The following is a 24,505-nucleotide window of genomic DNA, read 5'->3' on the forward strand; positions in this document are numbered from 1 at the left end:
CCATGTGCGAGGGCGTGCCCTTGACGTAGGTGACGCCCCTGTCCTGCGCGTCCTCGCCCAACTCCGCCAGCAGCAGCGTGCCGCCGGACACGAGGGTGGTGAACAGCGCGGTGACGGTGAGGTCGAAGGCCACCGGCGAGTGCAGCAGCGATACGCCCGCCGCGTCCGGGTAGCGGTCGCGGGAGCGGACGGCGTGCGCGGCCAGCGAGGCCCGGCCGACCGCCACGCCCTTGGGTCGGCCGGTCGAGCCGGAGGTGTAGAGGACGTAGGCGAGGGTGTCGTCGGTGACGGGCCGTACCCGCTCCGCGGCGCCGATGGGGCCGTCGGGAAGTACCGCCAGTTCGGCGGCGACGCCGGGGGCGTCCAGACAGATCACCTCCCGGGCGGAGCCCTCCGGTACGAGCCCCGCGTGCTCCTGGGTGGTGAGGACGAGCGCGGGGTCGGAGTCACCGAGGAGCAGGCCGATCCGCTCGCGCGGATAGTCGACGTCCACCGGCAGATACGCGGCGCCGGCCTTGAGCGCGCCCCAGAGCGTCGCGAGCAGTTCGGTGCTGCGGGGGAAGACCAGTCCGACGAGGTCTTCCGCGCCGATCCCGCGGGCGATGAGCAGCCGTGCCGCGCGGTTGGCGAGGGCGTCGAACTGCGCGTAGGTGAGGCTGCGCGTGCCGTCGGCGACCGCGACGGCGTCCGGCGTCCTGGCCGTCTGCTCCTCGAACATCCGGACCACGCAGTCGCTCCCGGAGGCGGCCGCGCCCCGGGCCCAGGTACCGAGCAGCCGTGTCCGTTCCTCGGGCAGCAGGACGCCGAGCTGTCCGACCGGGGTGTCGGGGTGCTCCGTCATGACGGCGAGCACATGGGCGAACCGGTCGGCGAGGGCGGCCGTCCACTCCTCGTCGAAGAGGTCGGGCCGGTGGGTGAGACGGAGCCGGAAATCCGGCGCGTGCCCGACGGTGACGCCGAGCGGGTAGTGGTTGCTGTCCCGGCCGGCGACATTCTCGACCCGCGGGCCGGTGTCGTCGCCGAGCACGTCGGTGGCCGGGTCCAGCGGATAGTTCTCGAACACGAGGGTGGTGTCGAACAGTTCGCCGGCGCCCGCCCAGCGCTGCACGTCGGCGAGTCCGGCGTGCTGGTGGTCCAGCAGGCGGGCCTGCTCGCGCTGCACCCGCCGGGCGAGGTCCGCCAGCGTCTCGTCGGCCCGGGTGCGTACACGTACCGGGACCGTGTTCATGAACAGCCCGGCCATGTCCGCCACGCCGGTCAGCTCCGAGGGCCGGCCGGCGACGGCGATCCCGAAGGTGACGTCCTCGCGGCCGGTGATCCTGCCGAGAACGACGGCCCAGGCCGCCTGGAGAGCGGAGTTCAGGGTGAGACCGCTCCGCCGGGCCCACGCCGTCAGCCGCCGCGCGGTGTCCTCGGGCATCGGCCGCGTCAGCTCCGCCGCGGGGCCGGGGGCGCGCGGCGCGTCCGGCGCGACCAGACACGGCTCCGCACCGGCCAGTTCGCGGCTCCAGGCCGCCTCCGTCGCCTCGTGGTCCCGGCTGTCCAGCCAGGCCAGGAAGTCCCGGTACCGCCGGACGGCGGGCAGGCCGGCTTCCGTGCCTCGGTAGAACGTCAGCAGCTCGCGCAGCATGATGGGCAGGGACCAGCCGTCGAGCACCGTGTGGTGGTTCGTCACGGCGAAGTGGTGGCGGTCCTCGGCGAGGCGTATCAGGAGGAACCGCAGGAGCGGCGGGCGGGCGAGGTCGAACCGGCGCGAACGCTCCCGGTCCAGCAGCTCCCGCGTCCGCCGGGCGCGCTCGGGCCCCGGCAGGGCGCGCAGGTCGTACTCCGCCCAGGGCACCTGGACGTGCCGGGCCACGAGCTGCGCCCAGTCACCGCCGCGGCGCTGGACGAAGGCGGCGCGCAGGCCGGTGTGCCGGGCGACGAGGCCGTTGGCCGCGGCCCGCAGTCCGGCCGGGTCGAGCGCCCCGATCAGGTCCATGGACAGCTGTGCCACGTACATGTCGTCGGCCCGCTCGTCGAACAGGCTGTGGAAGAGCAGCCCCTCCTGGCCCCCGGACAGGCCGAGGACGTCCTCGACGGCGAAACCGGCGGCGGCCGCGGCCGCCTCGCACTCCTCGATGTCCGCCTGGGTGAGGCCGGTGGCGCCGACCTCGGAGGGGGTCAGTCCGTCCGCCCCCGGGGCGTCGGCGCTGTCGGCCAGCTCGCCCAGGGCGGCCCGCCACAGTTCGGCGAACGTCTCCATCGCCTCGTCGTCCACCACGGTGCCGGCCCAGGTCAGGGTGGTGGTGAGGCGTGGCGCGCGGGCGTCGCCCGTGAGCACTGCCTGGAGCTCCACCGCGTGCGCGAGCGGCAGGTCGTGGCTCTGCGGGGCGACACTGTGCCCGACGACTTCCCAGCCGGTCCCGGCCCCGCCGTCGCCGGTACGGAGCCTGCCGAGGTAGTTGAAGCCGAACTGCGGCCGGGGCAGCCGCGCGAACGTCCGCGCGCAGTCCGCTTCCCAGCGCCGCAGCAGTTCGTAGCCGAGCCCCGCGGAGGGTTCGGCATGCAGCAGTTCCTTGGTGCTCCGCAGCGTGCGCCCCGCGTCCGCGGGCCCGCTGCCCGGGGTCAGCCGCACGGGCCGCACGGTGGTGAACCAGCCGAGGGTACGGGTGAGGTCGGCGCCGGGCAGCAGGTCGTGCTGCCTGCCGTGGCTCTCCACGTCCACCACGACGGAGCCGCCCGCCCCGCGCCATCGCACCGCGGCCAGCCCGTAGGCGGCCAGCAGGACCTCCTGCAACCCCACGCGAAAGGTGGCCGTCACGGATTCGGCCAGCCGCACCGACAGCTGCTCGGGCAGGGTGAACGTCATCTGTCGTGCCGTGCCGTGGGTGTCCCGGCCGGGATCGGGCCGGCCGGGGAGCGCGACGGTGTCCCGGCCGTCGAGGACGGCCGTCCAGTACGGCGCCTGCTCGACCGGCGGCGCCTCCTCGGCCAGCGCTGCGAGGCGGTGGGCCCAGTCACGCAGCGAGGTGCCGTCGCCGTCCGGCAGTCGCACCTCCCGGCCGGCGGCGACGCCCTCCCAGAGCTCTTCGAGGTCGGCGAGGAGGATGCGCCACGACACGCCGTCGACGGCCACGTGGTGCGCCACGAGCGCCAGCCGGCCGGACTCACCGGGGCCGCGGTCGAGCCAGGCCGCGCGCAGTACGGCGCCCCGGGAGGGGTTGAGCCGCCCCTGAGCGAGCCGCGCCTGCTCCCGTACGGCCTCGTCCAGGGCCTCACCGGTGAGACCGGTGGCGTCGCACCGGGTCAGGCACGCCTCCGCGGACACGGAGCCGGGCTCGCCGACGACGAGCACGGGATCCCCCGCGTCGTGGGCCGACCCGGCGACGGTACGCAGCCGCAGGGAGCCGTGGTGGTCCAGCAGGGTCTGGAGCAGGTGGTGCAGAGCCCCGGTCGTGAGGCCCGCGGGGGTGGCCAGCACCAGCGACTGGTTGAAGCCGTCGGCGCCGCGCGCGGTGATCCCGCCGGTACGGTCGAGCAGTCGGCTCACGGAGGGGGTGAGCGGCAGCGTGCCGCTCGGATCGGCCGTCGGCGCGGCCGGCGCCGCGCCGTCGGCCGTCGTGGTGGCGGCGCCGGCGAGCCCGGCCACGTCCGGGTGTTCGAAGACGTCGCGCACCGTGAACCGGAGGCCCGCGCGCCGCGCCCGGCTGACGAGCTGGATCGCGAGCACGCTGTCGCCGCCGAGGGTGAAGAATCCGTCGTCGATGCCGACATCGACGAGGTCCAGTACCTCGGCGTACAGCGCGCACAGTATTTCTTCCCGCGGCCCCCGCGGGGCCCGCGAACGGGGCCGGCGCGAGAAGTCCGGGGCGGGCAGCGCCGCCCGGTCCACCTTGCCGTTGGGGGTGAGCGGCAGCGCGTCCAGCTCGATGAGTGCCGCGGGCACCATGTGATCCGGCAGCCGGCCGCGCAGATCCTCCAGGAGCGCCGTCGTGTCCAGCGGGCCGGCGTCCGGCACGGTGTAGCCCACCAGGCGTGTTCCGGCGGCGCTGTCGTGGCGCGGCACGACCGTCGCCGCGCCGACACCCTCGACGTCCAGGAGGGCGGCCTCGATCTCGCCGGGCTCGACGCGGAAGCCGCGAAGCTTCACCTGCTCGTCCGCGCGCCCCACGAACTCCACGTCACCACCGGGCAGCCACCTGACCAGGTCCCCGGTGCGGTACATCCGCTCCCCCGGCCCGGCGAAGGGGCAGGGCACGAACCGTTCGGCCGTGAGGCCGGGGCGGCCGAGGTAGCCGCGGGCCACACCGGGTCCCGCCACGTACAGCTCCCCCGTCACGCCGGGCGGTACGGGCCGCAGGCCGGCGTCCAGCACGCGGATCACGGCGCCGGGCACGGGGCGCCCGACGGGGACGGGACCCGAGACGAGGCCGGACCGGGGCGCCGGCCGGAACTCCAGGCAGTTCACCGTGGTCTCGGTCGGGCCGTAGCTGTTGAAGACGGTGACGCCGGGGTGTCTGCCGCGCCATCGGGCGAGCCGGGCTCCGGACAGTTGCTCGCCCGCGAGCACCACGGTGGCGGGCAGCGCGCCGTCCGGGGCGAAGGCGTCGAGGAGGTCGAGATGGGAGGGGGTGGCCTTGAGGAACGAAGGGCGGTCTTCGGCCCAGGAGGCGATCTCCGCCTCGTCGAGATCGGCGGCTCGGATCCGGCCGCCGGCCGCCAGCGGGACGAACAGCGTGGCGACGGTCATGTCGAAGGCGGGCGACGAGTGCAGCACGGCGGTCCCGGCCGCGTCCGGGTACGTGTGCAGCGACCGCTGGAGGAAGGCTTCGAGGGAGCGGCGTTCGACGAGCACACCCTTGGGCCGGCCGGTGGAACCGGAGGTGTGGATGACGTACGCGGCGTTGTGCGGCCCGCAAGGGCGGGCCCGGTCGTCGTCCGCCGGTGCGGTACCGGCGTATCCGGCGAGTTCCCTTTCGGTTCCGGGGTCGCCGAGCACGAGGCTTCCGGCCGCCGCCCGCGCGGGCGCCGCGCCGAACTCCGCCCCCACATCCGGTGAGGTGAGCAGCAGCACCGGGGTGGCCTCCGCGAGCAGGTCGCGGATGCGCCCGGCGGGGTGGGCGGTGTCGAGCGGCAGATAGGCCGCGCCGGCGCGGAGCACGCCGAGGAGCGCGGCGAGGAGGTCACGGCCGCGGGGCAGAAGGACGGCGACCAGATCCTCGGCTCCGATGCCCCGGGCGGCGAGCGCACGCGCGATCCGGTTGGCCCGCTCGTCGAGCTGGGCGTAGGTGAGCGTGCCGCCCGGGTCCTCGACCGCGACGGCCTCCGGCGTCGTGGCGGCCTGCCGGGCGACGAGCGCGTTCAGCGGCATGTCCGGCCCGGCGGGCAACGGGGCGCCGCGGCCGTCGCGGACCAGGCGGTCGTGTTCACCGGGCAGCAGTGGGTCGATGGCACCGACCCGCGTGTCCGGGTCGGCCAGGGCACGGCTCAGGACCTGGAGCAGCCGGCCGGTGAGCCGGCGCGCGCTCTCCTCGTCGAACAGGTCGAGGCTGTAGGCGAGGGCCCCGGACCACGCGGTGTCGGCCCGGGTGCCCGTTCTGCCGCCCGTACCCGCACCGGCGGAGGCGAAGTGCCAGGAGAGGTCGAACTTGACCCGGCCGGTGTGCACCCCCTCGGCCTCCACCTCCAGGCCGGGGAAGCGGCCGAGGGCGTCCTGCCCGATCCCGTCGAAGACGAGCATGGTCTGGAACAGCGGATGGGCGGCCGGGGAGCGTACCGGGTCGACGGCGTCCAGCACCTGGTCGAACGGCGCGTCCTGGTGGGCGAAGGCGTCGAGGTCCGCGTCGCGTACGCGCACCAGCAGCTCGCGGAAGGACGGGGAGCCGGACAGGTCGTTGCGGAGCACGAGGGTGTTGACGAAGCAGCCGACGAGCCCGGCGAGCGCCTCGTCCGAGCGGCCGGCCACCGGAGTGCCGAGCGGGATGTCGTCGCCCGCGCCGAGCCTCGACAGCAGCACGGCGACCGCCGCCTGCACGACCATGAACGGCGTGGCGCCCTCCGCGACCGCCAGTTCCCGCAGCCTCGCGACCGCCTCGGCCGGGACGTCGAAGGGGATCACACCGCCCCGGTGGGTGGGCACCTGCGGGCGGGGCCGGTCGTAGGGCAGCGACAGCTCGACGGGCAGGCCGGCCAGTTTCTCGCGCCAGTGGGCGAGTCGCGGCGCGAGGGCGCCCCCGGCCAGGAGGCTGTCCCGCTCCCACCGGGCGAAGTCGGCGTAGCGCAGGTCCGGCTCTCCCATGTCCGGGTCCTCGCCGGCCAGGCGGGCCGTGTACGCGGCTGCGAGGTCGGCCAGCAACGGTTCCACGGAGGCGCCGTCGGCCGCGATGTGGTGGATGCTGAGCAGGAGGACGTGCCGGTCCGGCTGCGTACGGAACAGCGCCACCCGCAGCGGCAGGTCCACCGCCAGGTCGAACTCCCGCCCGGCGACGCGGCGCAGCGCCGTGGGCAACGCGTCGGCGGCGACATCGACCACCGGCATGTCCAGGGACACGTCGCCGGGGTCCGTCACGAGCGCGGTGGGCATGCCGTCCGGGTCCTCGGCGAAGCGCGTCCGCAGGGGCGCGTGGCGGCGGACCACGTCGTGCAGCGCGGCGTGCAGCGCCTCCGGGGCCAGCCGGCCGCGCAGCCGCACGGCCGTCGGGACGTTGTACGCGGATCCCGCTCCCCCGGTCCGGTCGATGACCCATAGCCGGCGCTGCGCGGCCGACAGGGGATCCGGACCGGACGACTCCGTCGCGTCGCGTGCCGCCGCCGGGCGCAGCGGGACACGCGCCGGCGCGGCCGGACCCTCCGTGGCGGTGTCCGCCAGTGCGGCGAGTGCGGCGGGCGTCGGGAGGTCGAAGACCTGGCGCAGGGAGATCTCCGTCCCGAGGACGGTCCTGAGCCGGTCCACCAGCCGGGCGGCGAGCAGCGAATCGCCGCCGAGCGCGAAGAAGTCGGCGTCTGCGTCGGTGCCTTCGGTGCCCAGTACGGAGTCGAAGAGGCCGCACACGATCTCCTCGCGCGGACCACGGGGCCGGCGTCCCGCGCCGGAAACCTCCGCGGGAGCGGGCAGCGCGGCGTGGTCGGTCTTGCCGTTGGGAGTGAGTGGCAGCCGGTCCAATTCGACCACGGCTACCGGCACCAGGTGGGCGGGCAGGACCGCGGCGAGCCGTTCCCGAAGGCCGCCGGAGGCGCCCGGCCCGCGCCCGGCGTCGGCTGTGACCGCGTATCCGACGAGCCGCAGGTCGCCGGCGGGGCCGCGGCGGACGGTGACGGCGGCGCCGGAAACGCCGTCCAGCCCGCCGAGGGCGGCCTCGACCTCTCCCGGCTCGACCCTGAAGCCCCGGATCTTCACCTGCCCGTCGGCCCGGCCGACAAAGGAGAGATCGCCGTCGGCGAGCCGCCGGACGCGGTCGCCGGTGCGGTACATGCGGGCGCCGGGGGGCCCGTACGGGGCGGCGACGAACCGCTCCCCGGTCAGCCCCGGGCGGCGCAGGTAGCCGAGGGCCACGCCGATGCCGCTGACGTACAGCTCACCCACGCCGCCGACCGGTACGGGCCGGAGCGCGGCGTCGAGCACCCAGGCGGTGTGACTGGCCGCCGGGCGGCCGATGTTGCGCGCCGCGTCGCCGTCGGCGCCGGCGACGAGGGGGCCCGCGGAGATCTCGACGGTGGCCTCGGTGGGACCGTACGCGTTGGTCATCTCCCGGCCGGGGGCCCAGTCGTCCACGAGTGCCGGTGGGACCGCCTCTCCGGCGACCACCAGGCTGTGCAGCTTCGGCAGGTCCCGCACGGGCACGGTCGCCAGCACGGCGGGCGGGAGACACGCCATCGTGATCCGCCGGGCGTGGAGGAACTCCCCGAGTTCGTCACCCGCCAGACCGTGCGGGGGGATCACCAGCGTGCCACCCGACGGCAGCGCGGTGGACAGCTCGTACACGGAGGCGTCGAAGCTCAGCGACGCGAACTGCAGGACGCGTGATCCGGGCCCGATGTGGCACCGCGCGGCCTGGTCGGCGGCGAGGGCGGCGATCCCCAGGTGGGTCACCACGACGCCCTTGGGCCGGCCGGAGGAGCCGGAGGTGTAGATGACGTACGCGGGGTCCGCGGGACGCGGGGCGGTCGGCGGCTGTTCGGGCGCGGGGTCGTCCGCCAGCAGCCGGCCGAGTCCGGCGCGAGGGCAGTGGGGGTCGGTGCCGAGCGCTGTGCCGTCCGCGGTGACGAGCAGCGCGGGCCGGGCGTCCTGGAGCATGTGGTCGACGCGCTCCGGCGGGTACTCCGGGTCCACCGGCAGGTAGGCCGCTCCTGCCTTCTGCACACCGAGCAGAGCGGCGATGGCGCCGGCCGTGCGCGGCAGGGCCAGCGCCACCAGGTCCCCCGGGCCGACGCCGCGAGCGGTGAGGCGGCGGGCGACCCGCTCGGCGAGCGCGTCGAGGCGCGCGTAGGTCAGGCTCGACTCCGCGTCCTCCACAGCGGTGACGTCCGGCGTACGGGCCACCTGGTGTTCGAAGAGCGCGACGAGAGTGTCGGGCGGGGTGTCGCGCAGCGGGCCGGCGCCCGCTGCGAGCGCTTCCTCGTGTTCGCCGGGGCCGAGGACCGGCAGGTGGGCCACGAGGCGGTCCGGAGCGCCGGCTGTCCGTACGAGCAGGTCAACGAGTCGGCCGAGCCTGTCGACGACGTCGGCCTCGGTGTACAGCCGCGGGTTCGCGGTGACGGTGAGGTCGACCCCACCGGCGGCGCCGGGTGCACCGTGTACGTTGACGGCCAGGCCGTCCACCGGACCGGTGGCCAGTTCCCTGATCCTGGCGCGGCAGACACCGAAGTCCAGTTCCGGCACGAACGACATGACGTTGACGACGGTCTCGGGCGCCGCCACCGCAGCGGGCACACCACCGGTGCGCCGCAGATCCTCTACCCGGTAGCGCTGATGCCGGGCGGCGCCGCTCAGCGCGGTGGCCGTGCGCTCCGCCAGGGCGCGGAACGGCTCCTTCTCGTCGACACGCACCGTGACGGGCAGGACGTTGGCGAGCATGGCCGGGGTGCGCAGGGCCACGAGGCTGGTGCGCGCGGTCAGCGGCAGCCCCGTCGTCACCTCCGCGGCACCGTGTATTCGGCTCTGCAAGAGCGTCGCGGCGGCCGTGACGAGCACGGGCCAGGCCGTGCCGCTCGACGACAGCCCGGTCCGGATGGCCCGCAGGTCCGCGTCCGGGATGCTCCACGTGACGCGTACGGGGTCGGCGGGCGGCGAATCCTCGGGACGGCCCTGACCGGAGGCTGCCCCGACCGGGGTGGTCAGCAGGTCCCGCCAGTGGGCGGCGTCCCGCTCGTGGGCGGGCGAGCCGCGGTACGCGGCGTCCTCGGCCAGCAGGTCCCGCAGGCGGCCGAAGCCGGAGGGGGCAGGTCGGATCCCGGCGGCCGATGCCCGGTGGTGTTCGGCCACGCGGCGCAGGAAGAGCGCCGCCCCGTAGCCGTCGAGGGTGATGTGCTGGTACCGGAAGTGCAGGAAGGCACGCCGCTCGTCGAGGCGGAGCAGGCTGAGCCGGAAGGTGGGGGCCTGCGCGAGGTCGGCGGTCAGCAGCTGCTCGGTCCTCATGCGGCCGAGCGCCGCCGCGCGCGGATCGGGCCGGCCACTGAAGTCGCTGACGTCCAGGCCCGCTTCCACCTCCGGGTACAGGCGCTGGCCGAGCACGCCGTCCTCCTCGTCGAAGCCGACGCGCAGCGCCTCGGTCTCGCGTACGGCGCGGCGGACGGCACGGGCCAGGGCCCCGGCGTCCACGTCGGTCAACTCGGCGTAGACGCAACACTGGTAGAGCCGGTCGTCGGACCGCAGCCTCTGGGCGAGCCAGATCCCGCTCTGCGCGGCGGTGACGGGGAGGCGAATCGCCTCGGTGTCCGACATGCTTCTCCTGCCTCGTTGCTCGTGTACACCTGCGCACGGCGGCCGGGACGGGCCGCCCCCGCGCACGTGCCGGCCACGACCGCGTGCGGGGTCCGGGAATTCCGGGAATCGGAGATACGGGACCGGTGCCTATTCCGTTTCCGTCATCAGCCGGGCGACGATTCCCTCGATGGTGTCCGCGGCCCACAGATCGTCGAGCCCGAAGGGCACCCGGTACTCTTCCTCGATCGCGGAAGAGAAGGCGACCGCGGTCACGGACGTGAGCCCGTGATCGGTCAGTGGTGTTTCCGCGGAGATGTCACCCCGGGGAACTTGAAGAAACTCGGCGGCCCGGTCGAGCAGCCATCTGTGCATCGCGTCCGCGTCCGGTGACTGCGTCTCAGACATGGCGGGTTGCGTGGCCTTCCTTTTCGCTTCTCGTGGACGGTCCGAGCGGATTCCGGATTCAGCCGGGGACGACCTGTACCGGCCCTTGCGGAACACGTGATCCGGCCAGCCTTCTGGCACCCCGGTCCGCGTACCGGGTGACGAGGGAACCGTCCAGGAAAGACGCCCGAACGGCGTTCCGTTCCACCTTTCCGCTCGTGGTCCTGGAAATCCGGCCCCGGCCCACGAGGACAACTCCTCCCGCGTGGATTCCGAATTCCCGCGCGAGGGTCCCGCGCAGCTCCTTCACGAGTTCCGCGGCCGCTTCTTCGGAGGGGCGCCCCTCGATCTCGTGGCTCACCACGACGGTCTCGGCGCCGTCGGGCCCCTCGGGGACGGTGAACACCGCGCCCACGGCGCCGAGACCGGCGTGCCGCTCCCGCAACTCGTGCTCGATGTCGTGCGGGTGAAGGTTGCGCCCGTGCACGATGAGCAGTTCCTTGATCCGCCCGGTGATGTACAGCTCACCGTCGTGGACCATCCCCAGGTCGCCGGTGCGCAGAGTGACGCCGGGGCCGTCCCCCGGACTGTCCCCCGCGGGAGCGGGCAGGAAGGTCCGAGCGGTGGCCTCGGGCTTCTCCCAGTAGCCGTGGGCGACGCTCCCGCCCCGCAGCCGGATCTCCCCGATCCGGCCGGGTCCCACGGGCAGCCCGGTGTCCGGGGCCGCTATCAGCACCTCGCCGGCCGCCACCGGTCCGCACGAGACCAGCTCACGGGACGGCCGCCCCTGCTGGGCGGGCGCGTGCACGTGCCGCTCCAGCAGTTCCGCGTCGGCGTTCAGCACCTTCGTCCCGCCGAGCCGCGAGCTGACGAACACCGTGTGCTCGGCCAGTCCGTAACAGGCCGTCATGGACTCGGGCCGGAACCCGGTAGGGGCGAAGGCCTCCGTGAAACGCCTGAGCGTCCCGGCCTGGATGGGTTCGGAGCCGTTGCACGCGCGCAGCCAGCCCGAGAGGTCGAGCCTGGCAATCTCCTCGCCGCTGACCCGCCGCACGCAGTGGTCGTACGCGAAGTTGGGCCCCGGGGAGAACGTGATCCCGTACCGCTCGATCATGCGCAGCCACAGGTAGGGCCGCCGCAGGAATGTGAAGCTGTCCATCATCAGGCAGCGACTGCCGGTCAGCAGCGCCGGGGTGAGCAGGCCGAAGAGCCCCATGTCGTGGTGCATCGGCGCCCAGCCGCCGAAGCGCGCGCCCTCCGGGAGGCCGAGATGCCTGCACAGCAGCTCCGCGTTCTCGGTGATATTGCGGTGGGTGACCATCACCCCCTTGGGGTGACCGGTCGAACCCGAGGTGTACTGGAGCAGGGCCACGGTCTCGGGCGTCCGCGGGACCTCGGTCCAGGCGTCGGCTCCTACGCCGGGGGGCAATGCCTCCACATCGAGCACCGGGGTGTCCGCGAAACCGTTCTCCCCCGCCCACTCCTGGACCTCGGCGCGGGTGGCGGTGACCGTGACCACCGCGGCGGCCCCGCAGTCCCGCGCGAGGAGACCGACCCGCCGCCGGGCGGACGAGGTCGCGGTCGGGAGCGGCGCCGGCACCGCGATCATTCCGGCATAGAGAGTGCCCAGAAAACCGGCCACGAACGCCACGGAGGACGGAAAGAGGAGGAGCACTCGCGAGCCGGCCGGAATACCGAGTTCCTGAAGGACCGCGGCGACTCTCCGGGCGTCCTCGTCGATCTGCGAATAGCTGGTGAGCGATCCCTCGTGCTCGTTGTCGGGATCACTGACCAGACCGACCGCCTTGCGTTGCGGCGCCATTTCAGCCGTACGGCGCACGGCGTCCACGAGGTCGGGGCGGGCGGATCTGTGGGGGGCCATGGGGCGAACCTCCTCCGTGGTCCGTGGCTTCTCACCGACCGAATTCCACGGCCTTCCCCTGGTACGAGGAACGACCCGCGACTCCGGCACGGCACAACCTAACGACCATGGGCGGGAATGTGTGACGGTCAGATGACCCACATGTGGCTGCAGGAATCCGTGCTAAGGGCTGTCCCGCATGTAGCGGTTCGTCACCGTGTCGCTGCTGTGTATGTACCGCTTGCTGGTGATGGTGTCCCCGTCTTTATCCGAGGTCTTGAAGCCGCAGGACTTCCAGGTCTTGCCCTTGTCGTGGCTGATGTTGACCCAGCCCCTGTCACTCATCTTGGTCTTCTCCAGCCGCCCGGCCGAGCGGTCGGGCAACTTCCCGGTCATCAGCTTGAGGACCCGGTCGCTCTTCTTGGTCATGCCGTCGTTGTACTTGTCGGTGTCCTTGCCCTGGTAGCTGACGATCTCGCCGACGCCGAAGGCCGAGTAGGAGTTGTACGGGCACGTCGTTGACGACACGGCGGCCATGGACGTCAGGCCACCGGTCCCTGCGGCCCTGGCCTCCTGCTGAACGGCCTTCGGCCTGCTGTCCTTCGCGTCATCCTTCCCGGATGGCGACGAGCAGGCGGACATCACCATGACGGACGCCACCACGCCCGCCGTGAGCATGGGCAGGCAAAGCCTCATTCTCAGTCCCCCGATGTGTGTAGCGGGCGCACCCCGTGATACGCCCGATGCAGCAGGTGAATCCAGCAGGGTGCGGACGGTGTGATGCCGACGCGTCATGTCGGCGAGAGCAACTGTGCTGGTCCGCCCCGACCGAGGGCCAGTGATTTCGCGTTCCAAGACGGCGTGGGACGCGCGACGCGCCGTTCACCTGGAGTGGTGCGGACGGATTGGGACGCGCGTGGAGAGGTGGGACGGGAGTCGGGGACAGACGTCACGGGGGTGAAGTCTTGGGCGGGCCAGAGGGATCAGAGGAGTTGGCGGCGTTCTGGCAGGGCTGAGGGAGCGCAGTGGACTCAGCTACCAGGAACTGGGGCGGCGGGTATTCACGAGCAGTTTTGCCCTTCACAGGTACTGCGACGGCAAGGGGACGCCGGGGGACTACGACCTCGTTGCCCGTATCGCCAGGGAGTGCGGAGCTGATGCGGACGAACTCAACAGACTCCTACGGTGCAGGAGGGCCGCGACAGGGCAGGGGCGAGAGGACGGTTCAGCGTCCGCAGCGGTGGATCTCAACTCGTCTCCCGTCGTCAGCACCTCCTTCGCCAAAGAGCCCGTCAGGGTCGCTACCGATGTTCTGCCAACGAGGCGGGTTCCCCGGGGCATGAGGTTCCTCCTCGCCGCCGTCGGTGTGACGACGAACAGCTTCAGCGGGGCGATGCCCTCCTTCCGGACCGGCGCGCTGAGACTGACTGGGCCACGCTCGACCGGCTTCTCGACGGCGCTGAAACGCTCGGCGCGCGCAGCGTGCGCGCCTTCCAGGCCGCCGGATTCCGGCCAGTCGGCGCGGAGGCGCTCCTTGTCGCGCCATAGGCGTACCGCTGTTCGACCAACTCCGCGCGCACCGGCCGGGTTGCACCTCGCGGAGGAGAACCCGGACGCCACCACCCCGGCGGCCGATTCTCACGACCTGTGTCGTGCGCGCCGGTCACGCGAGCGGTCAGCCGCTCGATACGTCCCGCTTCTCCAGCGGGTGGACGGCCGGTCCCTGGAGGACGGAGCCGTCGATGCCGAAACGCGAACCGTGGCACGGGCACTCCCACGCGGTCTCGGCGTCGTTGAAGGCCACCAGGCACCCCAGGTGCGTACACCGCGCGGATACGGCGCGGGCCACCCCGTCCGCGTCCCGGTAGACCGCGCAGCGCTGTCCGTTGACACGGACCACCGCTCCGGTGCCCGGCGGGACCTGCGCGACCGAGTCCACGTGGGTGGTGCGCAGCCGGTCACCGACGAAGTGCCTTGCGACGTCGGCCTGTTGCTTGAGCAGGGCGGGCGCTTCGCGCAGGGTGCTCGCCAGCCTGCGCGGGTCGTACAGGGCGGCCCACTCGGGCTCTTCGCCCAGGATGAGGCCGGTCAGAAGCCGGCCGGCCATGACGCCGCCGCTCATGCCCCAGCCGCCGAAACCGGTGGCCACGTACGTGTGGCGGGAGCCGGCGTGGAAGGGGCCGACGAGGGGGACGGTGTCGGTGGTGTCGTTGTCCTGGGCGGCCCAGCGGTAGGCGGTGGCACCGACGGGGAACCTGGCGCGCATCCAGGCGTCCAGACGCCGGAAACCTTCGCGGGGGTCGCCCGTGCCGGGAGTGAAACTCTCGCCGGTGACGATGAGCAGCCGGCGTTCGTCGTCGAGCGGTGCGGTGCGCACCGACCGCTTGCCGTCCTCCTGGGTGATGTACATGCCGGCCGGCGCGATCGCGGCGGCGATCGGGGCGGCGACCACCAGCTCCCTGCGCGGGGAGAGCCGCGCGAAGGTCAGGGCCCTGTCGAACACGGGGAAGTGCGTGGCGACCACCACGTCGCGCGCCGTGACGGTGTGACCGGACTCGACCGTGACGCGGCAGGGTGACCCTTCCGTGAGGCCGGTGGCGCGCGAGCGCTCGAAGATCAGACCGTCCTTGGCCCGGAGGTCCGCGGCGAGGGCGAGCAGATACTTACGGGGGTGGAACTGCGCCTGTGCGTCCACCCGGACGGCGCCGCTCACCTCGTACGGCAGATCGGTGTGGTCCACGTACGAGGCCGCGAGCCCGGCCGCCGCGGCCGCCTCGGCCTCGGCCCGCAGTTCGGGAACGGCCGCGGGCCCGGTGGCGTAGGTGTAGGCGGGCGCGCGTTCCAGGTCGCAGGAGATGCCGAGTGTGGCGACGATCTCGGCCACCCGTTCCACCGCGCCCTGCTGCGAGCGCGCGTACAGCCGCGCGGCATCCCGGTCACGTGTCCGGCGCAGCCGGTCGTAGACCAGGGTGTGCAGGGACGAGACCTTCGCGGTCGTGTATCCGGTGACCCCGGCCGCGATCCGGTCGGCCTCCAGCACGGCGACCGTCCTGCCGGCGGTGACCAGTTCCCATGCCGTGCTCAGCCCCGCGACACCGCCACCCACCACGACCACGTCCACGGTGACGTCCTCGGTCAGCGCGGGGTGGTCGGTGGCACCGGCGGTCGCCATCCAGAAGGATTCGTACTGTCCGGGCAAGGGCTGCGTGTCAGTCATGTCGGCCTCTCAGGACGGTCGGTCATGCCGGGGAACCGCCTCGGCCAGGCGCCGTGACGCGCGAATACGAGGCAGCGGAGGGCTTCTCCCCGTACCCGTCCCAAGCCCTGACACACCCTAGGACTCGGTAGTACGAATGTCCGTAACGTGGGGTCGTGGCGGCCCGGGACCTTGGCGGCAGGCGGTCGGACGTGTCAGCGCGGAGATGCTCAGCCCGTACCCGCCGGGCACCCCCGCGGCTCTGCCGGGCGACCGGCTGACCGCCGGCCTTCTGGAGTACCTGCGGACCGGGGTCGACGCCGGCACGGTGGTCCCCGACGCGGTCGACGGGACGGTGCGCAGCGTGCGCGTCGCCGTCGAGGGCTGAGGGCTGAGCGCCGCCCCCGGGTGGGCGGAAGTCGGCTCAGGTCCTGAACCACGTCCGGGGTCGGCCGATGGGGACGACTCGGCAGAACTCCGCCGCCTCACCTGATTCGTCCGCGCCGTCGCGGGAACAGATGAGTGCCCCGTTTTCCACCCGTCAGGAGACGCGCGATGAGCGACACGCAGGAGCCCACGGACCCGGTGAGCAAGCACCCGCAGCCGGAATTTCCCCAGCAAGGCCAGTCGCATCCGGGCTGGAGCGGGCCGATGGACCCGCCGCCGGACCACGGTGAGGAGTCGTACGAGGGCCACGGTCTGCTCACGGACCGCAAGTCGCTTGTCACGGGCGGCGATTCCGGCATCGGACGGGCCGTCGCGCTGGCCTACGCACGCGAGGGCGCGGACGTCGTGTTCAGCTACCTGGCGGCGGAGGAGGAGGACGCGCGGGAGACCGTGCGGCTGGTCGAGGAAGCCGGGCGCACGGCGGTCGCCGTCGCATGCGACCTCCGCGAGGAGGCGCAGTGCCGGGAACTCGTCGGCCGGGCCGTCACGGAGTTCGGGCGCATCGACATCCTCGTCAACAACGCCGCCTACCAGATGTCCCAGCCCGACGGCATCGGCAGCATCTCCACCGAGCAGTTCGACCGGGTCGTCCGCACCAACCTCTACGCCATGTTCTGGCTCTGCAAAATGGCCCTGCCGTCCATGCCGAAGGGCGGAAGCATCATCAACTCCTCCTCCGTCCAGGCGTACAAACCCAGCCCGCACCTGCTCGACTACGCCATGACCAAGGGCGCCATCGTCACCTTCACGCAGGGACTCGCGCAGATGGTGGCGCAGGACGGCATCCGTGTGAACGCGGTGGCTCCCGGCCCGGTCTGGACCCCGCTGATCCCGGCGACAATGCCCGACACCGTCGAGTTCGGCAAGCAGTCCCCTCTCGGTCGGCCCGCCCAGCCCGCGGAGATGGCGCCCGCCTATGTCTTCCTCGCCTCGTCCCAGGCGAGCTACATCACCGCCGAGATCGTCAACGCCACCGGCGGCACGCCCCTCCCGTGAGCCGCTGACCGATCCGGGGGCGTGCTCTCGGAGCCAGAGCCCGACCCACGCCCGCGCCCGCGTCCGTGCGACGAGGTCAGGGAACGAGCAGCGTTCCGCTCATCGCTTCGGCCGGCCGGGCGGCCGGGCGGCCGGGACCGGTTCCAGGCTTGGCGAGCCGATTCCTGCTCGCGTTCACCCTCCTTCTTCAGTTTCTCGTCGCCGAGGGCAATCCCGTCGGACTTCTTCCTCATGCCCGCCAATCGGCGGACACCTGCCCGGAAGACGTTCCCTGCCTTGCTCATTTCTCCTCCACACCACCCAGTGCTGTTCCAGCCCCTCTGAGTACCCCTGTCTTCAGACTTCACCCATTCATGAGACAGGGCCGCAAGGCCCGCGGCCACTTGGACGGGTCAAGCCGAGCGGTCGCAGTGGCCACGGCGTCAGGGTGTTCGGCAATCGGGGATCCTTTCTTGCGGCGTCTCTTCGAGGAAAATGGCGTGGTGCGCGAACTTTGGACCATTGGACACTGGACATATCCGGAAAGGACGTTCACCGATATGCTCCATGCACAGAGCATCGATGCGCTGGTCGACGTCCGGGCCCATCCCGGTTCGCGCAGTAGCCCGCAGTTCTCCCAGGAGGCCATGCGTGAGTGGCTCGAACGGGCAGAAATCGACTACGTGTTCATGGGCGGTGAACTCGGCGGCCGACGGCGTAAGCAGCGCGTCGACCCGGCCGTCAACGCCGGGTGGCAGAACGCGAGTTTCAAGAACTACGCGGACTACACACTGCTTCCGGCCTACGAGCACGCCATCACCCGTCTGGCCGACCTCGCCACGAGGAGCCGTGTCGCGGTGATGTGCGGTGAGCCGATGCCATGGCGCTGTCACCGGCTCCTGATCGCAAACACACTCACCGCACGCGGGTGGACCGTACGGCACATCGTTGGTGAAGGGGAGCCCCGCGTTCACGAACTCGGCAGGTGGGGCGCTGCGGTGTCGGTCGACTCGGACGGGCAAGTGACGTATCCGGCGCAGGGCTGATCAACGGACCACGCGGTACCAGGCTGCCGGACCACCCCTCCAGCACGCCCGTCCACGGCGTCCAGCGCCGCTCCAGGGCGGCGACGTAGGCATGGCCGAGAACCAACTTGGCCGGTCCGGGCCGGCGTTCGTCCGGCGTAGAGGCAAGCAGCCTCGCGCGGGCGCCGAGTCACATGGGGGGGAACGTTGACCAGTTCCGTCGGCACCGCAGTTCGGGTCACGACGGGTGAGCCGGCGCACGGCTCCCCTCCCCCGCCGGACCCGGACACCGGGATTCCTGGCCATGCGTCCCCCGCGTCCCCCGCCGAGCGGCGGATGCTGGTCGTCGCGGTCGCCGCCCGTTACGCCGAGGCCGGCAAGCGGGAGAAGACGCAGACCCTCGACTGGCTGTGCGCGGCGACGGGCTGGCATCGCAGCCATGCCCGCAAAGCGCTCCTGACGGCGTCACGTCCGAGGCCGGCCGACCCCCCGCGCGGGCAAGCGAAGTACGACACCGATGTCGTCGCCGCGTTGCGGCTCTGCTGGACGGTGCTGGACAAGCCCGCGGGCAAGCGGCTGGCACCGGCGCTGCCGGAACTGGTGCCGGTGCTCCGCCGCCACAAGGAGCTGGACATCGACGACGCGACCGCGAAGCTGCTGATGGAGATGTCCGCGGCGACGATCGACCGCCGTCTGGCGCCCCACCGGCGGCCCGCCCGCAGGGCGACGCGCATACGGGCCGGTTCGTTGACGCGCAACGAAGTCCCGCTCGTCACCTGGTCGGAGTGGGACAACACGAGGCCGGGGTTCATGGAGATCACGGTGGTCGGCCACGACGGCGGTGCGCCGGGCGGCGACCACCTGCACACGGTGTCGGCCACCGACATCGCCACCGGTTGGACCGAGAACCGCACGGTGCGGATGATCGACGGCATGACCGTCGCGCTCGACGAGATCGCCCGGATGCTGCCGTTCCCGATCCTCGGGCTCGACTCCGGAAACCACGACACGGGGGCCGACGACGTATTGCAGCGCTGGTGCGGACAGCGCAGGGTGACATTCACCCACGCGCGCCCCGCCCGCAACGGCAGCCATCACGTCGGCCAGAAGAACTGGAGCATGCTGCACGCCGTGGCGGACGAGCGCCGCTACGACACCACCGCGGAACTGGTTCTCCTCAACAAGATCTGGGCGGCGCTGTCCGGACTCTCCAACTACTTCTGTCCGCAGCAGCACTCCGTGCCGGCCGGCGAGCAGGCGGAGCGGCGCCGCAAGGAGTACGACACGGCCACGCCCTACCACCGCACCTCACGCCACAGCGGTGTGACCACCGAGGACAAGACGATCCTCGCCGACATCCACGCCTGCACCAATCCGGCGGAGCTGCACCGGCGGATCGAGGCGATGACCAGGCGGCTGCATCTGATGGCGGCGGACAAGGCGGCGCCGGGGCAGTTGGTCCGGGATCTCCCGCACCGTCCGCGTACCGCGCGAACCGACTCGGCATCGTGAGATCCGCACAACGCCACGGCCCCGGCGCCGCTCATGGCCTCACGAGACGCGCTGTGTCGCGCTGATCGCCATCGCGGCGAGCTGGTCCTTCGCCTGTGCGGTCGCGCTGCTCGTCCGCAGCACGGTGAGCGCCCGGTCGGTGCGACGGGCGATGTCCCGTTCGATGTGGTCGACAGCGCCGGTCGCCTCGATGACGGCGCGCATCGTGGCGAGTTCACCGTCGGAGATGTCGGTCCCGATCTTCGCCCTGAGGAATTCGGCGCCTGCCGGATCGCTCGCGGCGGCGCGTTGCAGCGCCGTGGCGAACAGCACCGTCCGCTTGCCTTCGCGCAGGTCGTCGCCCGACGGTTTGCCGGTCACGGCGGGGTCGCCGAAGACCCCCAGCAGCTCGTCGCGCAGCTGGAAGGCGATGCCGATGTTGACGCCGAACGTCCGGTAGGCGGCGACGAGACCGAGGTCCGCGCCGGCGATCGCGGCGCCGAGGTGCAGCGGGCGTTCCACCGTGTACGAGGCCGTCTTGTACCGGTTGACACGCAGCGCCGAATCGATGTCCTCGTCGCCACTGGCCTCGGCGGTCAGGTCGAGCAGCTGCCCGGCGAGGACTTCTGTGCGTATCGCGGACCACACCGGCGCGACCCGCGTCTTCGCGTCCGCCGGGAGACCGGACATATGGACCATGTCGTCGGCCCATGCCTGGGCCAGATCCCCGACCAGGATGGCGGCGCCCGCGCCGAAGGTCTCCGGATCACCGGCCCAGCCCCGTGCCCGGTGCCGGTCGGCGAACGTCACATGCGCGGCGGGAAAGCCGCGGCGGGTCAGGGACGCGTCGATGATGTCGTCGTGGATCAGGGCCGACGCGTGCAGCAGCTCAAGTGCCGTACAGCAGTGCAGTACCGCTTCGGCGGCCGGGCCCGACGCGTCGCCGCCGGCGCCGATCCAGCCCGCCCGGGCGAAGGCCGGCCGCACGCGCTTGCCGCCGCGCAGGACATAGCCCTCCAGTTCGGCGACCGCGGCCGCGAAGCCGGGGCCGATCGCGAGGGCGTCGGCCCGGCGTTCGGCGAAGAACCCCTTAAGAGCGGTGTCGACGGCGACCGCACTCGCGGCGGTCTCGGAGGAGGTGACGGTCATGATCGGGTCACCGGCCGATCATGACGAAGACCGCCAGGACCACGGTCGTCCAGCCGACCAGCGCGGCGTGGTAGGGGCCGATGAGCGACTTCTTGTGCAGGGCCGCGATCGCCGATTCCATCGTGGCGCCGCGCACGTCCCGTATCACCGTGAGCAGCAGCCGCTGGCTCAGCAGCCAGGCGACGACGAGGGGGACGAGCGCCCAGGTGAAGCCGAAGGTGGCGTACACCGAGGAGATCATCAGGAGCGCGCCCACGAACAGCATCGTGGACTGGATGTACATCGTCTTGGTGAGTCCCCAGGCCACCGTGTAGGTGCGGATCCCGAACTGCTCGTCCTCCAGGTAGTCCTCGGCGTGGCTGGTGACGAACAACGACACCAGGGCCATCGCGAAGCCCGCCAGGGTCACCACGCTGCCCCATTCCAGTTCCTCCTCGTAGGAACGGAGAACGAAGAGTCCCGGCAGGAAGACGAGGCTGAGCTGCAGCGTCGGCAGCTGCCAGGCCCCGGCGCTCTTCAGCTTCAGCGGCGGAACCGAGTACTGGAAGCCGAGAATTCCCACGACGAGCGCGATCAGGAGAAGGTCCCAGTGTCCGGTCCGGACGGCGAGGAACGTGGCCAGAGCGGAGCAGACGACCGTCGACACGACGATGTGGACGACGACGCGTGAGACCCCGAGCCCGTAAATGGCCTCCGACTGCCGGGACTTGTACAGAGCGTCCTGCTCCCGGTCGGCCAGGGCGTTCGTCATGTTCCCGATCTGCATGCCGGACACGGCGTAGAGCACGGCGAGAGCCATGTTGAGCGAGAGGAAGTCCCCCCAGGAGTGGGCGCCGAGCAGGGCCGGTGCGAGGGCGACGGTGAGGATGACCGGCATGAACTCGAATCGCCGGATCACACACACGTACCGCACGCGGGTGGCCAGCGAGGGACGTTCACCGGGCGCGCCCTGGGGATCGGTCACCAGCGCGGTGAGTTTCTCGGTGAGTGTTCCGGTGTCAGCGCTCGGCATGGGTCTGTGCCTTTCTCTTTCGGAGATCGGGATGTCGGGGCGGGCGGCGAACGGCCGCCCCTGAGGCCGCGGTCGGCTATCGCCGCTCGACGGTCTCGCGGTAGTCGCGGGTGATGGCCCTCAGTTCGGTGGACACGTCGCCGTCCAGGCGCCCGGCGAGGGACCGTTCGGAGCGGTCCATGGTCCGGTTGGCGTGCACGATCGCGGCCGTGGCCGGCCGACGGTCCTCCTCGTACCGGCGGAGCGCGTCCACCGGGTCGCCGCCCGAGGCGAGTTCGGTCGCCAGCGCGACACCGTCGAGTACGGCCTGGGACGCGCCGTGCGCACCGATCGGATACATCGGGTGCGCCGCGTCGCCGAGGAGGGTGACCCGGTGCTCGCCCCAGGAGGGCAGCGGGTCGCGGTCGACCATCGGGTAGTGCAGGATCCCGGTGCTGGTCGACAGGGTGGAGCGGATGTCGAGCCAGTCGTAGTCCCAGTCCGCGAAGTGGGGCAGCAGGTCGTCGAGACGGCCCGGGCCGGCCGGTGCCGTGCCGCGTCCGGTCGCGTCGGCGGCCAGGGCCACCCAGTTGAGCAGTACGGTGCCGCGCTCGGCGTGCCGCCGCGAACACGGGTAGGCGACGATCCGGTTGCCGCGGTCGTCGGACGCGATGATCATCGTGCGCCCGTCGATGAACTCGGGCAGCTCCGTCAGGCCACGCCACATCCGTATGGGTGTGGTGCGCAGTGGCGGCTCGTGCGGGTGCAGTTGTGCCCGTACGGCGGAGTGCAGGCCGTCGGCGCCGATCAGTACGCCGGCCTCTGCCGCCGTCTCGGCCCCGCGCCCCGCGAGTACCCGCACCCCGTCGTCGGAGTGCTCGTACGCCCGTACGTCGACACCCGTGCGGACGGCGTCCGCCCCGAGCCTCTCGTGCACCGCTTCGAGGAGCATCATCTGCAACTCGCCCCGGTGGATGGAGTACTGCGGAGCCCCGTGCCCGGCGGCGACGCCCCGCTCCTCGGTCCACAGCGTGACGCCCCTGCTGTTGAGGTAGCGGTGCTCATGGGTGGCGATGGCCGTGGCGGCCATCGCGTCTCCGAGACCGAGGGCGATGAGTTCGGCGACCGCCACGGGCTGGATGTTGATCCCGACGCCGAGCGGGCGGATGGCGGGCGCGCTCTCCAGCACGGTGGCGTCCAGTCCGCGCGCGTGCAGGGCCAGCGCGGTCGTGAGTCCCCCGATGCCGGCTCCGGCGATCACGATGTCCGCGGGGGCTGTCCTGGTCATGGAGACCGTCGCCTTTCTGTACGGGTTTCTGTACGGGTGAGCGCTGAGTTGGGGCAGGGGGCGGTGAGTACCTCGACGAACGTCCCTGCCGGGCACGGGTGTTCACGGCGACGCGGCAGGGACGGTGTCGGAGGACCGTGGCGAAGGACGCCGGCGGCCGGACCTCACCTCGGGGCGGGCGCGGGCGAGGGCTGTCCGTCCAGGGTGAATCCCTCGTAGTCCGCGGCCGCGACCTCGCGCAGCTTCTGCCGGTAGTTGCCGATCCCGCCGAAATAGAACAGCGTGCGCCGTTTACGGCCGGGGATGTTCGTTCCGAAGATCCACGAGTCGGTCTGCGCGAACAGGCTCTGCTCCGCCATCTCCCTGCACATACCGGTCCACTCGTCCTCGGCGGCGGCGGTGGCCTCGATACGGGTGACGCCGCGCCGCTGGGCCGAGCCGATCATCTCCGAGATCCATTCGACCTGGGTCTCGATGCCGGGAGGCAGGTTGCAGAACACGCTGTTGGGGCCGAACACCATGAACAGGTTCGGGAATCCGTGGGTGGCGAGCCCGAGGAAGCTGCTGGGGGTGTCGCCCCAGCTCTCCCGAAGAGTCTTCCCCTCACGCCCCTGTACGGCGATCCGGTTGTAGCTGCCCTCCATGGCGTCGTAGCCGGTCGCGAAGACCAGCACGTCCAGTTCGTGCTCGGTGCCGTCCTCGGTGATCACGCCGGCCGGGGTGATCCGGACGATCGGGTTCTCCTTGGTCGACACCAGTGAGACGTTGTCGCGGTTGAACGTCTCGTAGTAACCGCTGTTGCAGATCGGCCGCTTGGCGTAGTAGTCGGTGGGCACGAGCTTGCGTGCGGTCTCCGGGTCGCGCACGATCTGCGTGATCTTCGACTTGATGAACGAGGCGGCGGCGTCGTTCGCGACCGGGTTGAAGACGATGTCGCTGAAGGTGCCGAACATGAAGCGGAATCCGTTGCCCGCCTCCCAGCTCTCCTGGAAGACGCGCTCGCGTTCCGCCGGGGAGACACTCGTCGCGGGTGTCTCGCTCTCCTTGAAGCCGCACCCCACACGCGAGTTGAAGACCTGGTCCCATACCTCGCCGCAGGTCTCGCGGTACTCGTCGAGGTACGCGTCGCTGAGCGGGCCGTCGCCGGAGGGAACGACGTACTGCGCGGAGCGCTGGAACACGGTGAGGTGCGTGGCGGCCGGTGCGGCGGCGCAGATGAACTGGCTGCCGGTCGACCCCGTGCCGACGACACCGACGCGCTTGCCCGTGATGTCGAGGTCCTCGGGCCAGGATCCGGTGTGCACCAGCGGGCCGGCGAACGTGTCCCTGCCCTCGATGTCGGGGAGGTTCGCGGACGACAGGGGGCCGAGGGCGCCGACCACGTAGCGTGCGGTGAACTCCTCGCCGCCGTCGGTCCGCGCGGTCCACCGGCCGCTCTCCTCGTCGAACGCCAACGACTCGACGGCCGAACCCAGTTGGATGTCCTCGCGCAGGTCGTGGCGGTCGACGACGTGCTCCAGGTAGGCGAGGATCTCCGGCTGGGGCGCGTAGCGGGTCTTCCAGTTCCACTCGCGGAGCAGTTCCTCGTCGAAGGAGTAGCGGTAGACGATGCTGTCGACATCCGCGGCCGCCCCCGGATAGCGGTTCCAGTACCAGGTCCCTCCGACACCGTCGGCCTTGTCGAAGACCCTTACGGTGAGGCCGAGTTCATTGCGGAGCTTGTGCAGCATGTAGATGCCGGCGAATCCGGCGCCTATGACGAGTGCGTCGAGGTGCGTTGTCTTCTGGGTCATG

Annotated in this window: 12 protein-coding genes and 3 pseudogenes (1 of these 15 running past the window's edge); 6 read left to right on the forward strand and 9 right to left on the reverse strand. The window is 71.9% G+C overall.

The window, feature by feature from the left end:
* From GXP76_RS00785 to GXP76_RS00800, 4 genes are all read right to left on the reverse strand, one after another.
* A protein-coding gene (locus tag GXP76_RS00785; RefSeq protein ID WP_242569416.1) for a non-ribosomal peptide synthetase crosses the window boundary here: on the reverse strand, positions 1-9,922 show its 5' portion. Its footprint begins 8,945 nt before the window's first position; the window shows 9,922 of its 18,867 coding nt (coding positions 1-9,922); the start codon lies at positions 9,920-9,922; the stop codon falls past the left edge of the window.
* A 129-nt stretch (positions 9,923-10,051) separates the two neighbouring features.
* On the reverse strand, positions 10,052-10,309 hold the full coding sequence (locus tag GXP76_RS00790) for an acyl carrier protein (protein WP_242569417.1): 258 nt from the start codon (positions 10,307-10,309) through the stop codon (positions 10,052-10,054).
* Between the two features lie 58 nt (positions 10,310-10,367).
* The gene (locus GXP76_RS00795; protein WP_242569418.1) at positions 10,368-12,170 is read right to left on the reverse strand and encodes a fatty acyl-AMP ligase; all 1,803 of its coding nucleotides are present in this window, start codon (positions 12,168-12,170) and stop codon (positions 10,368-10,370) included.
* Positions 12,171-12,332: 162 nt separating this feature from the next.
* On the reverse strand, positions 12,333-12,845 hold the full coding sequence (locus GXP76_RS00800; RefSeq protein ID WP_242569419.1) for a hypothetical protein: 513 nt from the start codon (positions 12,843-12,845) through the stop codon (positions 12,333-12,335).
* 307 nt (positions 12,846-13,152) lie between these two features.
* On the opposite strand from GXP76_RS00800, the pseudogene GXP76_RS35960 reads away from it, so the two are divergent.
* Both GXP76_RS35960 and GXP76_RS00805 read left to right on the forward strand, forming a co-directional pair.
* A pseudogene (locus GXP76_RS35960) lies at positions 13,153-13,317 on the forward strand (helix-turn-helix domain-containing protein); the annotation flags it as partial.
* Between the two features lie 305 nt (positions 13,318-13,622).
* Positions 13,623-13,697: pseudogene (locus GXP76_RS00805) on the forward strand (GNAT family N-acetyltransferase); the annotation flags it as partial.
* A gap of 127 nt (positions 13,698-13,824) precedes the next feature.
* Here GXP76_RS00805 and GXP76_RS00810 read toward each other — a convergent pair.
* Positions 13,825-15,366, reverse strand: a complete 1,542-nt coding sequence (locus GXP76_RS00810; protein ID WP_242569420.1) for an FAD-dependent oxidoreductase — start codon at positions 15,364-15,366, stop codon at positions 13,825-13,827.
* 169 nt (positions 15,367-15,535) lie between these two features.
* Between GXP76_RS00810 and GXP76_RS00815 the strand changes: the two are divergent.
* The 4 genes and pseudogenes from GXP76_RS00815 to GXP76_RS00830 all read left to right on the forward strand — a co-directional run.
* A pseudogene (locus GXP76_RS00815) lies at positions 15,536-15,733 on the forward strand (ornithine decarboxylase); the annotation flags it as partial.
* A 167-nt stretch (positions 15,734-15,900) separates the two neighbouring features.
* Positions 15,901-16,788: an SDR family oxidoreductase gene (locus GXP76_RS00820; protein ID WP_242569421.1), complete on the forward strand. Its 888-nt coding sequence runs from the start codon at positions 15,901-15,903 to the stop codon at positions 16,786-16,788.
* A gap of 479 nt (positions 16,789-17,267) precedes the next feature.
* Positions 17,268-17,813 carry a DUF488 family protein gene (locus GXP76_RS00825; protein WP_242569422.1) on the forward strand — a complete coding sequence of 182 codons (546 nt, stop codon included), beginning with the start codon at positions 17,268-17,270 and terminating at the stop codon, positions 17,811-17,813.
* A gap of 186 nt (positions 17,814-17,999) precedes the next feature.
* On the forward strand, positions 18,000-19,304 hold the full coding sequence (locus GXP76_RS00830; protein WP_242569423.1) for a hypothetical protein: 1,305 nt from the start codon (positions 18,000-18,002) through the stop codon (positions 19,302-19,304).
* A gap of 39 nt (positions 19,305-19,343) precedes the next feature.
* On the opposite strand, the gene GXP76_RS00835 is transcribed toward GXP76_RS00830, so the two are convergent.
* From GXP76_RS00835 to GXP76_RS00850, 4 genes are all read right to left on the reverse strand, one after another.
* Complete coding sequence (locus GXP76_RS00835) at positions 19,344-20,432, reverse strand: polyprenyl synthetase family protein (protein WP_242569424.1); 1,089 nt, start codon at positions 20,430-20,432, stop codon at positions 19,344-19,346.
* Between the two features lie 7 nt (positions 20,433-20,439).
* Positions 20,440-21,444, reverse strand: a complete 1,005-nt coding sequence (locus GXP76_RS00840; RefSeq protein WP_242569425.1) for a UbiA family prenyltransferase — start codon at positions 21,442-21,444, stop codon at positions 20,440-20,442.
* Between the two features lie 76 nt (positions 21,445-21,520).
* Entirely contained in the window at positions 21,521-22,711 is a 1,191-nt protein-coding gene (locus GXP76_RS00845; protein ID WP_242569426.1) for an FAD-dependent monooxygenase, read from the reverse strand.
* A gap of 164 nt (positions 22,712-22,875) precedes the next feature.
* Positions 22,876-24,504, reverse strand: coding sequence for an NAD(P)/FAD-dependent oxidoreductase (locus tag GXP76_RS00850; protein ID WP_242569427.1), 1,629 nt, complete (start codon positions 24,502-24,504; stop codon positions 22,876-22,878).
* Position 24,505: the final 1 nt, after the last annotated feature.

It is taken from the genome of Streptomyces sp. NP-1717, assembly GCF_022695985.1.
Lineage (GTDB): Bacteria > Actinomycetota > Actinomycetes > Streptomycetales > Streptomycetaceae > Streptomyces.